This is a genomic window from Novosphingobium sp. HNCC26DJ243, assembly GCF_057180545.1.
The window spans coordinates 143,565-156,945 of the sequence record NZ_JBXUGN010000007.1 but is presented as its reverse complement, the minus strand read 5'-3'; the positions used below and the strand labels follow the sequence as shown (position 1 = coordinate 156,945).

Sequence of the window (13,381 nt, the reverse complement as noted above, 5' to 3'; positions counted from 1 at the left end):
TACCTTACCAAATGTGACGCTCGGCGCGTTAGACGCCCCCCGTACCAACAGGCTCCCACCAACCTTCCGGCCAGGCCCGTTTCGCACAATCGCCGAAAATCTTCAAGCCAAGCTGCTGCAGGTGCGAACTGTGGGCGCCACTCAACACGCTTTGGTCTGTTCGGTCAAAGCATGCCTCCGCGTCATCACGGTCCAAGCAATTCGTGTTGTTTTGTTGGCGAGCACCACTGTAGCGATCGTCGCAGGGTTGCGCTCAAGCAGGCCCGCCATCCAGGGTGGCGACCCGGATTCTTACGCGTCGTTCGCATAACGGCAGTTGAACCGACCACCCGAAGCCGGCGAACATGGCCATCGCCCTGCTTGGTTATTTCCCCGAACCGCTCTTTGTCGCCCGAGCTGTTCGCACGAAGTGTGAGCCCAAGCCAGGCGTCAAACTGACGGCCTGATCGGAACAGTGAAGCGTTGAGCAACGCAGCCGCGATGGCCGAAGCTGTGATCGGGCCGATCCCCAGAGATCGTAGCCAGCCTGCGGCTCATCTCTTCGTTACGGTGCCAATCGAGGATTTTCGCCTCAAGCCGATCGATCTCGCTCGCTAGTGCCCTCAGCTGAGCGGCAATGCCGTGAAGCGCCTAACGCGCGTGTGCGCCTAGTTGACAAAAGATTGTAGCCATAGTCTTGGGGCTGCGAGCTTGAGGAAGCTCTCGAACGACAGGACGGTCTTATCGTAACGCGTTATAATGCGGCGCTGTTGCGTCATGAACGCACCTAAAATCCGGATGAGTTCGGCCCTGCGCAGCTTGCGACTGATCAATTGTGCATCATCGGCAGCGATGGCGTGAACCTGAAACACATTCTTCGCCAAGTCCAATCCAACGGTGACAACCTCCTGCTCCATCTAACTAATCCTGACGTGGACCCACAACGACCAAATCATTGCACAGCCACCTTGGTGAGGGAGTCGTCCACGCCATCACGTCATCCCGGGAATATTCGTGCGCATTAGCGGGAATTGAAAGGAACATCAGATGCATTCGGCGCGCAGGTCAGGATTCTCGCAAGTCCTGACAATACATACTGGCGGTCTGCCTGTTTACGTTCCCGCGGCGATATGGTTTCCGCGGCGTTAACGGCTCGTTAGGGCAAATTGCCTAAACCATATTCGCAAGAGAGCGCTGCGGCTTTGCCGAACGCGATTGCGCTACGGGTCTGCCGAGCGCTCTCCCATCCCGACCACGGTGCACCTTGCCTGATTGAACCAAGCCATTGATCGACAGCTTTGGGGGATTACGGTCGGCGGCCAGAATCAGAAAGACCTGTCGCTCTCCGATGGTGCTCCGCGCGAGCAAGTTCACGCAAAAGATGGAAGGTCAAAGCGAATTGCTTGCCCCCCGAGAGTTCGCAGCGAACGCCCCCAGCAATTGCTCCTGCTTTGCTGCGATGTCGTTTTTGCGTCCCTTCCCCCAACGTAAAAACGCGCAGACGCCGCAGCTCACGCCGGCAGTCGATCAGGCAAGTCCGCAACGTCCCGCCGATTGGCCACGCCCAGCACGCAACGATAAAGGCAGACAGCAAGCAACATGCCATTCGCCCTGCACCCTTGATGTGCCATCCCATACCGCCTAAGCGCATGGGATGGCCGTATATCTCCACGAAGAAGACTTGCCCGAGGGCGTACTGGCAACCGGAGCGGTAGCCGTCGATACCGAGACGATGGGACTGATCACGCCGCGTGATCGCCTGTGCGTCGTCCAGATTTCAGACGGTGGCGGTGACGAACACCTTGTCCGGTTCGGGCCTGGCAGCAGCTTCGATGCCCCCAATCTCAAGGCGGTCCTGGCCGATCCGGCCCGGGTCAAACTCTACCATTTCGCCCGCTTCGACCTTGCGGCAATCGAACACTACCTCGGCGTGACAGCCGCGCCGGTATTCTGCACCAAGATCGCCTCGAAGCTGGTGCGGACTTATACCGATCGCCATGGTCTCAAGGATCTCGTTCGCGAACTGCTGGGCAAGGAAATCTCCAAGCAGCAGCAGTCGAGCGACTGGGGCGCGCCGACCCTGAGCGATGCGCAGCAGGAATATGCCGCCTCGGACGTGCGCTATCTCCATGCGATGCAGAAAATCCTCGAGGAACGGCTTGCCCGCGAAAACCGCACCGAACTTGCGCAGGCCTGCTTTGACTTTCTGCCGATGCGCGCGCGCCTCGACCTCGCAGGCTGGTCCGACCGCGATATCTTCAGCCACGAGTAAGATGTCTTGCTCCAGGCAACCAGCATGACCTTAGAAGCCGACATGATGCGAACCCGTCGGCGCCGCTTTGCAGCGCCAGGCGGTTTTCACGACAGACTGGTTCATTTCCTGGCGCGCGCGCTGCCAGCTGCGGTAGGCGCCTTGATTGCGGTCATGGTCATCGCGCCGATTTCTCCACGCGGCGAGATCAGTTTCCTGCTCGACCGGCGCAAGGTCGCGGTTCTCGAGGACCGGATGCAGGTATCGAGCGCGATGTATCGAGGGCAGGACAATGAAGGTCGGGGCTTCTCGATCACGGCCGGCTCTGCGGTCCAGCGGACCAAGGCCATTCCGCTGATCCAGCTCGACCAGCTGACCGCCCGGATCATGCTCGATGACGGGCCGGCCCAGCTGACGGCCGGAAAGGGCGACTACAATTTCGGCAACGAGATTGTCGATATTGCAGGCCCGATCAATTTCCAGACATCGGACGGCTATCGGATGACGGCAACGAACGTCGATATCGACCTCGGAGCCAAGAGCCTCAGAAGCCGGGGGCCTGTCGAAGGCCGTATTCCGGCTGGAACATTTTCTGCCGACAGGATAAGCGCCGATCTGTCGGAACGCTCCGTCACGCTTGAAGGGAACGCCCGCCTCCGCATGGTGCCGGGCAGGATGAAGATGCCATGACCACGCTCGAGATCTTCCGTGCCGCCCGTCCGTTTCGCATGGCCGTGATCGGCTTCGCCGGGGCGACTGCACTGGTTGCAGGCGCCAATGCGCTGTTCGCGCAAGGTATTGCCGGGCACGACAGCAAGGCTCCGGTGAACTACGCGGCTGATCGCATCGAGGTACAGGACAAGGCCAAACGCGTGGTGCTTTCCGGCAATGTCGACATCTCGCAGTCCGATCTTCGACTGCGCGCTGCGCGCACGACGGTGGCCTACAGCAATCCGGGCGAGATCAGCATCGATCGCATCGATGCAACGGGCGGGGTACAGGTGACGCGCGGAGGCGAAAGCGCGCGCGGTGATGTTGCGGTCTACGACTTCGATCGTAACGTCATCACGATGACCGGGAACGTCGCCTTGCGGCGCTCGGGCGACACGCTGAACGGAGGCCGTCTTGTAATCGACCTCGATTCGGGTCTGTCGAGCGTTGACGGACGTTCCGGTTCTGCAGGCTCGGCCGGGGGCGGTCGCGTTTCAGGCACATTCAACGTCCGTCAGAAAGACTGACCGAGCATGACCGCCTCGACAAGGAGGCGGTGTCCGACAGGATAGGAAAAGCTTCTCTCCGGACGGACATGACTTTCGGAACTGATGAGCCTTCGCGCAAGCAGGGCGCGCCTGCCGTCGCAGTTGCGTTTCGGTCACCATCACACTATCGTTGAAGCTCTGCTCGATCTTCGTCGTGAGAGCAGGGCTGCATGTCAGCAAAAAAACACTGGGCTCCGGCTAAGGTCGGGTGGCCTGCGAAATACAATACCCACGGGGAATACGCGGGGCGCGATTCCCAGTGTTCTCGCGCGACGAACCGCCTGGCTCGCCGCCGAGGGGCAGGCGCGCCTCGATGTGATGACATGCGAACATGCGAGCCCTTCCCCGGTATCGCGCCGCGAACAGCTTGGGGGATTTACGGCGATCCCGTCTTCGGCTTTCGGCCGCGAGCAATCCTGGACGTGGGCGCTTCCATTGAAGGGACGAGCCTCGACCTTATGGAAAAGGTCTTTCCCGACGAAGACGCGTGTCTGCGCCATCTTTTCGACGTCCGGTTTGGCCAGGGATTTCCGTGCCTGGCCTGCCGTCGCCCTGCCACCTGGTACAAGGTTGGCACAAAACGCTTTTTCAAGGCCCGATGCTGCAGGAACGTTGAAATCTACCCTGCGGCAGGCTCGATCTTCCATCAGACGAGAGTTCCGCTGAGGGACTGGTTTCTTGTCATGCTCTACTTCGCAAATTCACGGACGGGCGTTTCGGCAACGCTCGCGCAGCGTCTGCTCGGCGTTTCGCACCAGGCTGCATTCCATCTTTGCGACCGCATACGCACCCACATGGCTCTGCTTGAAAATCGCCGGAAGATCGGAGGGCCAGACCAGCATGTCCATATCGATGAAGCGCTGTTTCGCGGCGTACTTTCCGAAAGTGGTTGTCACAACAAGGTGATCATCCTTGGCATGTGCACGCGCGGCGAACTCGTTTCGACGATCATACCGGACAGGAGACAGGCCACGATCCTGCCGCTTGTCGATAAACTGGTCGCCAAAGGCTCGATAATTGTGACCGACGGTCATGCATCATACCGGTCCTTGCCAAAGCAGGGATGGAAGACCGTTACTGTCAACCATTCCAGGCAGATCTATGCTGATGAGAACGGCATCAGCCAAGCGCAGATCGAGTCCTACTGGGGGCACATGAAACGCTATCTCAGAGTGAGTCACTTGCGCGTGGATCGCCGCAACCTGTGGAAATACATAAACAGCTTCAATTTTGTCTATAATCGCCGCAACCGCTCCTGCGACACTTATTGGGACATGCTGTCATCCTTTCCGAATTTTCCTGACATTCCTGCGCCTCACGAACATATGGACGCCTGCATCAGCACCCCGGTCGGCCTATGACGAATCTTACGCCTCCCGCAAAACGGCCGGTGCCTCAAGTCCGCCAGGCCGAGGCAGCATCCCCTTGTGGGGCGGATGACTCGTTCGGCCGTTTCGCCGAGGCGTTTCTCGGCAAAATTCCGCCCAGAATGCGTTGGGCGCCGCCCGGACGGGAAGGCACCAGCATCCATGCTGTTCGTGCCGCGCTGCCAAATGACACCGCAATAGTCGACCACATGTTTATGGTGAGATACGCTGGCCGGGTCTTTTGTGATACCTGCGGCAAGCCGGTCATAATGTATCGCATCCGAAACTTCCGCCGCTATTCCGGCCGTTGCTGCAAGTACATTTACCTGACGCCCACCTCGGGCACCCTGTTCGACCGGACGCGCATCCCGCTGACACACTGGCTCCATGCCATGCTCTACTTTGCGAACTCGAAAGTCGGCGTACCACTCAGTATGCTCGGGAGACTGCTTGGGCTCGGCAAAAGCACGTCCTTCAAGATTGCCGATCACATACGTGAGCATATGGCGCTTCTCGAGGCAGGGCGCATGGTGGGCGGGCCCGATGTCCGCGTAGGTATATCGTTCACGACGGTCAAAGGTGTCAGACATCGTCACACCGGCAGAAATGTAAGGACAGTGGTCATGGCGATCTACGACCGCCACCACATTGTGACATGCATAATCCCAAACCGTCGCATCCGGACGATCACGCCGATCCTCCTCTCACGCGTCGCACCCAACTCTGTCCTTGTCTATGAAGATCAAGCAAAACTGCGCCATCTGTCAGGCCACGGCTTTTACACGAAGCTGATCCGCACATTCCGGATCGAACTCCTGGAGAGATATTGCGGTATCAACGGCGTTGTCGAGGTCTACTGGATGCACCTGAGGAGAGCCCTGCGTGACAACCATGTCCACTACGACGCGGCCCAACTCTGGAAATACCTCGGCGAATTCAATTTCCGCTTCAATCGACGTGACCGGTCCCATGAGACATTCTGGGATATGATTTGCGCGTTTCCGCCGATGTCCCGCGCGAAACGCCTATTGCAGCAGCCAAATGATGCCGCGCGAAGGGAGAGCCTAACGCCGTTTGCGCAAGATCATGCTGCAAACACGCCCTGCGACGATGACAAATGATGCCGATCGTGTTCTTCGCCGCCCTTCACACCTGCGAGTTTATTACGCATGGATTTGCTGCATTGCAGCATTTCTATATATTTCAGCTACTTTGTGGCCCGTAAGACCCACCGACTTATCAGAACCCAGATACTGCCCAAACGCACCGATTTTCCGAATTTGGCGCGCTGATTGTTATCGCACTTTGGCACTGGGAAATTCCAAAATCCGACCCACACCAGACCCGGTTAGCGATGGCTCAGGCGAGATCGTCGAGCGCCATCCCCAAGGCATCCGCCAGCTTCTTCAGCGTCTCCACCTAACCGGTCTTCGTGCCAGCCTCGATGTTGGCAATCTGCACGCGATTGACGCCAGACCGCTCGGACAAGGCGGACTGGGTATAACCGCGATGCTCACGCCAGACGCGCAAAGGAGCCTCACCGGCAACGATCCGACGCGCCATCTCGGCGGGCAGCAGGTCGTCCTCACCCGAAGCCAGCGCCTCGACAGCACGGTCATAGGCCCCCCAAGTCGAACATGCCCTCTGCGATAGCGAGAAGGCGCCAGTACTCTTCGGCAGGGATCGAAACCATTTCACCCCTGCTTGCCTCCTACGCCCCGCAAATGCTGCCACGCGAGCCGATTTCCAGCACCGCCAGCACCTCACCATTCCGCATGATCACCCGCCAGTCGCCAACCCGAAGCCGAATGCCCTCACGCCCCTGCAACGCCTTGGCGTTGCAGGGGCGTGAGGCAGGATCGGCAGGGTATTGATCTACCTTGCCCATGATACGCTCGGCGGTATCCCTTGGCATCTTACGCATGGTCTTGAACGCCGAGCGGCTGTAGCTGACGGGGTTCACAACACGATTTGTAGCTGATGGCTACGTGTTCATCAATGCTGCCTGACCCATCGCTGGCAAGCCTAGCCAGCGACACAAGGTATTTTCCATTTCAGGATCAAGCGGCACACCTACTGCACCAGCGCGGTCAAGCAGCGCGCTGAGGAATGCCTTTCCAACGTCCTCTGCCGATGGCGAAGTTCTGGCATCCAATTGCACGCCGCCGAAATACGTACCGCGAATGACGTAATTGAGCGCAGTGCGGGATGTATGCACACCCTCTTTCGCCAATTCATCACGTGCCCAAATCCCTGCTTCCGTCAGGTTGAACTCGTGAGCGGCTGCGTAGGTCGCCAAAATCCGAAACACCTTGGGCCAATCTTCGCTCGCAATTCTGGGCAATTCCACGGCGCGCGTGAGCATCACGTTCGGACCGGGCAACGCACTTTTCGTACCCTTCGTTTCAGGCGGCTGGTGCCGCTCCTCGTCCCACAAGTGGTGGTTCGAAAAGTGGACATTTGGCAGTTTCAAGGAGGTCACGGCCGCGCGGAATGTGCCTTTGCCGAGCCAGTTGCTGTCCTTTGCCATCGGGCAGATTCGTGCCACTTCGGAAGCCAAGGCAGCAAGGTTGAGGGGGGCGGTGGCAGAAGCGTAACGCTGATTGATGAATTGAGCGAAGCTGTCCGAGGCATCTTTGGCCACGTTTGCATCGGTCGCAAGAACAGTCATGGACGCTGGCTCCTCCGTGGCGTCTGACTGCCCTTGCAGCAGGGCCTCAAGAGCATCAAAACCTAACAGTTGATCCGCCAGAGCTGTGTACGCAGACGAGAGGTAGCCGGGCGAAGCGATCGTGATCAACCGGTCTTCGGCCCTGAGGCGCTGCAACAACGGTGTGAAATCCGAGTCGCCCGAGGCAAGTACGAATTCATCGAAATGAGTGCGATGGTTCAGAAGGTCCAAGGCATCGATGACGATGCGAATGTCCGCTGCGTTCTTGCCACCCCGGGTAAGAACCGGGCAGTCAATGACTTCAAAGCCCGCCCGCACAAACCCCGGCCGAAACTTCGAATAATAGTAGCGCTCGTTTTGGCGGGCCGGGTCCAGCACGTATCCGGCGGGATTCAGGTAACACCGGGCAACCAGCCACCGCCTTGGAGATGCGCTGAGATAGCTGCTGGCAAGCATTTCCAGCCAGTCTGCCGGTTCCGACGCGAATTTGACGGCAGCATTGCGATCCAAATCCCACAAGGTGCTGAAGACGTTGTCGAAGTCGAGAAAGATAGCGGATTTGGTCGACATGCGCGGTTCCGGTGAGACAAACTCGCCTAGCCTTATCCGATACGGCCGTTGATTCTACATGAATCACACCTGGATCTGGCTCAAACACCTCTCCCAGACTGCCTGCATCAATGTCGTGTCGTCGGCGTGAGAAAGTCATGGGATCCGAACTTCCAAGGCGCCTGCCAGAGCTGCGTTTTGATGAATAGCCGTTCTGTGGCGCCTCGATGCTCCTCCCGCAGTCCCACCCACACCAACGGCCGCAGCACGTGCATATAAACCAGCGGTCGGAAATGGTAGTCCAGCTTCAGCACTTCCTGTCAGGCCATTCACCAGCGAGGTAAAGCGATCCTGCGAAATACCGGTCTGCGCTTCGATGTTCAGGATGTTGAGAAACACAACCCAGTTGCCCCGTAGGCGATCGTCAAACCGGGTTTGGGCAGCGTGATCGAACTCGCACAGAAATAGTGGTGAGCACAGCCCATAGGGCGGCTGGTCGCTGCGCCAGCACCTTTCCTGCCTTGGTCAGCGCCATTTTGCCCTTGTAGTTCCGCACCAGCCGGGCACCGAGCCAGACTGGCAATCGGCGTCCCTGATCCTGCATACAACGCCCCCCGTGCCCCCAACCGTTTTCGATCCTCGCCACAGCAGCAGCCTTTGCCTTAAATCCTTGGGCAAACCAACGCGCGTTCCATGCCAGCGACTTACTATCCATCCGGGGCCAACGGGGCCTTTCCGCCATGGCGGCAGACGATGACGCGCCTATATCTTGGCCCGGCAGATATTCCGGCTGGGTCCGGTCATAGCGAAACTGCCGTGACACTGCGCGAAGACAAATGGGCGGTAGGCCCCTCCCCTTCCTGATCAACCCTGGCGCCTGCTCTGCAAGAGGCAAGCGTCAGCGTCCTCAGCCTCCACAAGATCCTCGACCTTGACGGCCAGTTGTTCACTGGCACACAGGCCGGTGCCGTAAGCGACCAAATGCAACGCCCTGTCGCGCAGGTTCGTGAGGGAATTCCCCAGTATAGCTGGAGCCGCCCGCATATTGGACGCAAGTGGAAGGTCGACCAGCAGATCTTTGACGCTTCCGCGGAACCGCAGTGGCCGGCCCTGGCGTTGAACTCGGCCCTTTTCCCGCCGAGGCGCCTGCAAGGTGAGAATGACCATCTAAAAGGAAAGTCTGCAGAGCCGACGCAAACGCGCTGATGGAGGCTCGGTATCGAGCCGATAATGAAGGCGCGGCACAACCTGCGGCACCATTGTGTCGCTGGTTGTGCCGCGCGATCCACCAGAGATGCGCGAATCATGGCAGGCTGTGCCGGCAGCGTCGGTCGACCATCGATCTGGCACCAGGTGTCGAACGCCTCAATGTCGCTGCGGAACGCCCGCACCGAGTTTTGGGGGCGCTGCTTGGGTAATTGCGGCAGGGAGATCTGGTGTCGCAATGATGCGAGGCGCCCCGTGCCAGCAAGGACCGCTCGACACCGCAGGAACTTTGCACTTCATTCAACGAAATCCTGAGGGGAAGAATGGCCATGACCGAGCTATCTGGCCGCTCATCATGGAAGCCTGTTACATGTGATAACTGCACTTATCGCATGTGCATCGAACGAATGTACCAGCACTTGTGTAGCAAACGTCGTTTCACTACATATCTTTCATGGAGCCGTTTCACCCGCTGGCCAACGATACCGACGCGGACTCGTCCCAGGTCGCTGCGGCGCAGGCCGAATGCATGCTTGCGCTGGGCCGTCTGGACGGATTGCTAGCCGGACTCGATGGGCCTGAAAAGCGGTTGTTTTGCTGGAGTTTGCTACGCAACGTTTTACTCTGTGCGCTGCGCCAGGCCGGGTTTACCGACGCGGATCTCAGATTCGACGCCTGGTTCACAGGCACTGGCCGGGCGCCCGAGGAAGGCCCCCTCACCGCCTGCTCTGCGCGCGCGATCGTTCAGGCAATCCTTGCTGAAGTGGTTCTCCATGGCTGGGACCCGCTCGCCCAGGCAGCGCGGCAAGTTCAGGCCATGGGCCGATTTGCGGTCGAGCACGCCGACAGTCATGATAACGACTTCGCGCGTGACGCACTTGAACGCGCACGGATATTGGTCAGCCAGGCCGCGACAGCCAGCGCGGGCTCCCTCCCCTTCCCGGCATTGAGCAGACTGACATCAATGGCGGCAAGGGATCCCCAATTTGCGCCGCTCGAGCGCGGAACTCGGATCTTATCGATCGGGAGGCGCGATTTTGCTTACGAGCAAACCAGTCCGCATACCCCGCTGTGGGCAATCGACATAGTACTTGGCTCCCTGCTCGCCAGTTGCGGGACCTGGCACATTCCCCTCCCCTGCCCCGGCGTAGTTTCAGCACATTCGCTTGCCGCGCAGCATTGGGAGGGCGAGCGCCAGATAATGCTCAGCGAGAGCATCACGGCCATGGCAGAGCGCCTGCTGAGGGGTGCAGAAGCAGCGCGTTACCGCGCCACCATCGCCAAGGAGGCCTGCGGGCGTCTTCGCTCTAATGCAAAGGCTCCACTGGTCTGGATGGCCGCGATCGGCTTCGCCCCGCTCGGTCTCGACCAAGTCATCAAAGGCTTCCACGTGAGCCGCCGCGGCACCTACACTATCAGCGACGCCCTGATCGCGGCCGGCCTTGTGATGCGCTCGACGAACAAGGGAATGGTGATCCTGACCGGGCAGGAACCGCGCATGGCCAACACGCACTTACCGGACTATCGATCAGCCTCGCGCCCCTCCCCCACCCTTGCGCAGTTTGACGAAGCCATGGCTGAGATCGACCGCCTGCTGGCTCGAATTGAGGCGCCTCCGGTGTGATATCTGCTGGAAAGATGGCCATCGCCAGGGCAAGGCGTGCGGATAAGCGGAATCTCGATGTGCTTGTCTGGACCGTCGACCTTTTTGTCTGACGTGAGGATCTGAGGGCCGTCAGCCAGGACTCCCCTGCCCCCTTTACCGGCAATGCGATTGCGTCGTTCAGGCACTTGGTCTCAGGCAGCTAAGCTGCGGGAGCTGATGGCCTGATCATGACCATGTTTAGCGTGATGAGCGGTCGATGTGCGGTCTTTGGCTGGCCCCGCCTGCTTCCCAATAGGAGCGCAAACAGGCGCCTTTTGAGGCTTTCTGGCTCGGCAGTTCTATTGCTGAACTTTGTGATTGGCGCGCGTCTGCCTGAGTGATCGGGGGCAGCAGGAGCCGCTCCCGAACGGGGTCGCCGCAAGGCCGTTGGCCTTTGAAAGACCGCGTGGCTTGGCCATGCGGCGCCTGAGCCGACTTTGGTCCGACCTCGAGCGGGTCCACAGGCGACTTGTCGCGTCATGAACCGCGTTTCATCTGTCGCTGAACGTCAATCCCGTGGGTAATCTGCTGCCGCATGAGCGCCAATGCTGCGTCACGCGTCGGGTGGCCTCCCCTCCCCTATGGTTGGATGGGATTATGACCATGAACAATCGTGATCTTTGCCGATCGGCTCGTGTCGGGAAACGGCATCGCAATCGAAAAGTCACGCACCCGTTGCCGGCCGAACCAGGCAAGTGCGTCGATCCCCTCTGTGGGGCGACGGGTATGTTGTTGGCTAGGTGGAGGCGATCCGGCGCAATGGCCCTTGGTCAATTCCCGATTAAGGGCACGCCCAAACGCGTGGGTCGCCGTCCACAGACCGGCGGAGCAATTCTCGATCTGAGCGTTACGCAAGTTCACTTCGGCTGCCGCCATGGCCGTCAAGGACAGGTTGTGCCGAAGTCGCCTTGGGCGTTTGGCATTTCCACCGGGTCGGGTGTTCCCGCTTGCCTGCGACTGGCGGGATACGTGAATCAATCCGGCAAGCAGGATCGGGACGAGCAGGTCACGACAGCGTCGCGGGACCGTCGGACTCGGTTGAGTCAGGATAAAATATCGTAAATTCAATGGGTTATCGCTGTGCCGCGCGTTGTGGCGCGGGTTATGGATCGCGGCACGACTGTGTCGCGCGTTGTGCCGCATGGGTGGCAACGCTGCACGCCTGTGCCGCGCGTTCGTCGCACATCGCCCGAGCGCTTTGCCCAGCGCGTATTGACGCGCACACACACGCACATGCAACAGTAGCCGCGCATGCGCTGGTCCATTGCACAGCGCCCCAACACGCGCTATGAAATGTGCCAGGACGTGGTGCCGCGCCACATGCCGCGCTGCCCGACAAGCAGGAGATTCGCGTTGCCAGTTATCACCATCGCACAGAGCAAAGGCGGCGCCGGCAAGACGACCCTCGCACTCGCGCTCGCATCAGAGTTCGAGGCGCTCGGCGGCTCTGTGTTCATGCTTGACGCCGATCGCCAGAACAGCCTCCTGAACTGGCACCGTGACCGTCTCGCCGCGGGGAGGGGAGGGGACTCAAGCATCATCGTAGAGGATGCCTCCCAGCTCCGCGACGCCGATATTGGCGCGGCCATCAACAAAGCCCGGGAAATCGCGCAACTCGTGATCGTGGACTCCGAAGGCACGTCCAACTTCAAGACGGCTTATGCAGCGATGGATTCTGACTTTGTCGTCATTCCCACGCGCTCATCGCGCCTTGATCTGGAACGGACAGTCGAGACCAGCGAAATGCTGGACAAGATGTGCGGCGGCGTACCTTACAGTGTGCTCATCACACAGACCGGGCAGGTCGCGCGATCGAAGGCAGAGTGGGAAATCGACAGCCAGATCAATGCGGCTTTACCAACGTTTACCGAGCAGATGCACACTCTCGACGCCTTCCGGGCCATGTCCAATTTCCGCATGACGCTCGGCGAAGTCGAAAGGCACAAATTGGCAAAAACCGAGAAGGCACGCCTCATCGCGCAGAGCATCCTCGCCAATATCCTTGATAAAATTCAGAAAAGGGAGATCGTGAATGTCTGATCGCAACCTTGCTGGAAGCGCGATGGGGGACATCATCGGCTCCACCCGACAACGCCTGGAACAACCCGAAAACCCTGCAGAGCGCCTCAAGAACCTCGTTGCGGCCACCACTATGGCAAAGCCGGCATCATCGCCACCGCCGCAGGCGCGTGATCGCGCGCCAGCAGCGCTTCCCGGCAACTATTTTCCGCAGGTGGCCCAGGACCACGGCATCGTTCCCAAGCGCAAACCGCAGCGAGGACCAGCGCGCTCCCTCCATATCAGCATGCGATTGTCGCCACCAGAGCGCGACCGGCTCGTAAAGTGGTGCGATGAGCGCAATCTCAGCCTGCCTGACGGCATCATCGCCTTGCTTGATCTCGCTGATGGGGAAGGGCAGGGGGCTTGAACGCTTGCAGAACTGCCTCGCACCCA

Annotated in this window: 12 protein-coding genes and 1 pseudogene; 8 read left to right on the top strand and 5 right to left on the bottom strand. The window is 59.6% G+C overall.

The window, feature by feature from the left end; translation table 11 throughout:
• Window positions 1-141: 141 nt before the first annotated feature.
• Window positions 142-540, bottom strand: a pseudogene (locus AC2A04_RS17110) (transposase); the annotation flags it as partial.
• Between the two features lie 107 nt (window positions 541-647).
• Window positions 648-896 (bottom strand): hypothetical protein, encoded by a 249-nt coding sequence (locus AC2A04_RS17105; protein ID WP_484213574.1) that lies wholly within the window; start codon window positions 894-896, stop codon window positions 648-650.
• Between the two features lie 737 nt (window positions 897-1,633).
• Between AC2A04_RS17105 and AC2A04_RS17100 the strand changes: the two genes are divergently transcribed.
• The 5 genes from AC2A04_RS17100 (at window position 1,634) to AC2A04_RS17080 (ending at window position 5,977) form a co-directional block, all read left to right on the top strand.
• Window positions 1,634-2,251 (top strand): ribonuclease D, encoded by a 618-nt coding sequence (locus tag AC2A04_RS17100; protein ID WP_484213573.1) that lies wholly within the window; start codon window positions 1,634-1,636, stop codon window positions 2,249-2,251.
• Window positions 2,252-2,275: 24 nt separating this feature from the next.
• Complete coding sequence (lptC, locus tag AC2A04_RS17095) at window positions 2,276-2,920, top strand: LPS export ABC transporter periplasmic protein LptC (RefSeq protein WP_484213572.1); 645 nt, start codon at window positions 2,276-2,278, stop codon at window positions 2,918-2,920.
• Complete coding sequence (locus AC2A04_RS17090) at window positions 2,917-3,468, top strand: LptA/OstA family protein (RefSeq protein ID WP_484213571.1); 552 nt, start codon at window positions 2,917-2,919, stop codon at window positions 3,466-3,468. Before lptC ends, AC2A04_RS17090 begins: the two co-directional genes overlap by 4 nt.
• Window positions 3,469-3,911: 443 nt before the next feature.
• Complete coding sequence (locus tag AC2A04_RS17085) at window positions 3,912-4,850, top strand: IS1595 family transposase (protein ID WP_484213570.1); 939 nt, start codon at window positions 3,912-3,914, stop codon at window positions 4,848-4,850.
• Complete coding sequence (locus AC2A04_RS17080) at window positions 4,847-5,977, top strand: transposase (protein ID WP_484213569.1); 1,131 nt, start codon at window positions 4,847-4,849, stop codon at window positions 5,975-5,977. Before AC2A04_RS17085 ends, AC2A04_RS17080 begins: the two co-directional genes overlap by 4 nt.
• Before the next feature lie 298 nt (window positions 5,978-6,275).
• Here the strand turns inward: AC2A04_RS17080 and AC2A04_RS17075 are convergent, their stop codons facing one another.
• From AC2A04_RS17075 to AC2A04_RS17065, 3 genes are read right to left on the bottom strand one after another with little or no spacing between them, the layout of a single operon-like run.
• The gene (locus AC2A04_RS17075; protein ID WP_484213568.1) at window positions 6,276-6,554 is read right to left on the bottom strand and encodes a helix-turn-helix transcriptional regulator; all 279 of its coding nucleotides are present in this window, start codon (window positions 6,552-6,554) and stop codon (window positions 6,276-6,278) included.
• 13 nt (window positions 6,555-6,567) lie between these two features.
• Window positions 6,568-6,819, bottom strand: coding sequence for a type II toxin-antitoxin system RelE family toxin (locus AC2A04_RS17070; RefSeq protein WP_484213567.1), 252 nt, complete (start codon window positions 6,817-6,819; stop codon window positions 6,568-6,570).
• A 21-nt stretch (window positions 6,820-6,840) separates the two neighbouring features.
• Window positions 6,841-8,097 carry an NYN domain-containing protein gene (locus AC2A04_RS17065; RefSeq protein ID WP_484213566.1) on the bottom strand — a complete coding sequence of 419 codons (1,257 nt, stop codon included), beginning with the start codon at window positions 8,095-8,097 and terminating at the stop codon, window positions 6,841-6,843.
• A gap of 1,639 nt (window positions 8,098-9,736) precedes the next feature.
• On the opposite strand from AC2A04_RS17065, the gene AC2A04_RS17060 reads away from it, so the two are divergent.
• From AC2A04_RS17060 to AC2A04_RS17050, 3 genes are all read left to right on the top strand, one after another.
• Window positions 9,737-10,906, top strand: coding sequence for a hypothetical protein (locus AC2A04_RS17060; protein WP_484213565.1), 1,170 nt, complete (start codon window positions 9,737-9,739; stop codon window positions 10,904-10,906).
• Between the two features lie 1,272 nt (window positions 10,907-12,178).
• Window positions 12,179-12,967, top strand: coding sequence for an AAA family ATPase (locus AC2A04_RS17055; RefSeq protein ID WP_484213564.1), 789 nt, complete (start codon window positions 12,179-12,181; stop codon window positions 12,965-12,967).
• On the top strand, window positions 12,960-13,355 hold the full coding sequence (locus tag AC2A04_RS17050) for a hypothetical protein (protein ID WP_484213563.1): 396 nt from the start codon (window positions 12,960-12,962) through the stop codon (window positions 13,353-13,355). The genes AC2A04_RS17055 and AC2A04_RS17050 overlap by 8 nt, the downstream gene beginning before the upstream one ends.
• Window positions 13,356-13,381: the final 26 nt, after the last annotated feature.

Excerpts from the sequence above, each read along its gene's own strand:
- AC2A04_RS17100 (WP_484213573.1), top strand. The coding sequence starts at position 1,634 with ATGGCCGTATATCTCCACGAAGAAGACTTGCCCGAGGGCGTACTGGCA.
- AC2A04_RS17090 (WP_484213571.1), top strand. The coding sequence starts at position 2,917 with ATGACCACGCTCGAGATCTTCCGTGCCGCCCGTCCGTTTCGCATGGCC.
- AC2A04_RS17060 (WP_484213565.1), top strand. The coding sequence starts at position 9,737 with ATGGAGCCGTTTCACCCGCTGGCCAACGATACCGACGCGGACTCGTCC.
- AC2A04_RS17055 (WP_484213564.1), top strand. The coding sequence starts at position 12,179 with ATGCGCTGGTCCATTGCACAGCGCCCCAACACGCGCTATGAAATGTGC.
- AC2A04_RS17065 (WP_484213566.1), bottom strand. The coding sequence starts at position 8,097 with ATGTCGACCAAATCCGCTATCTTTCTCGACTTCGACAACGTCTTCAGC.
- AC2A04_RS17050 (WP_484213563.1), top strand. The coding sequence starts at position 12,960 with ATGTCTGATCGCAACCTTGCTGGAAGCGCGATGGGGGACATCATCGGC.
- lptC (WP_484213572.1), top strand. The coding sequence starts at position 2,276 with ATGACCTTAGAAGCCGACATGATGCGAACCCGTCGGCGCCGCTTTGCA.
- AC2A04_RS17105 (WP_484213574.1), bottom strand. The coding sequence starts at position 896 with ATGGAGCAGGAGGTTGTCACCGTTGGATTGGACTTGGCGAAGAATGTG.
- AC2A04_RS17080 (WP_484213569.1), top strand. The coding sequence starts at position 4,847 with ATGACGAATCTTACGCCTCCCGCAAAACGGCCGGTGCCTCAAGTCCGC.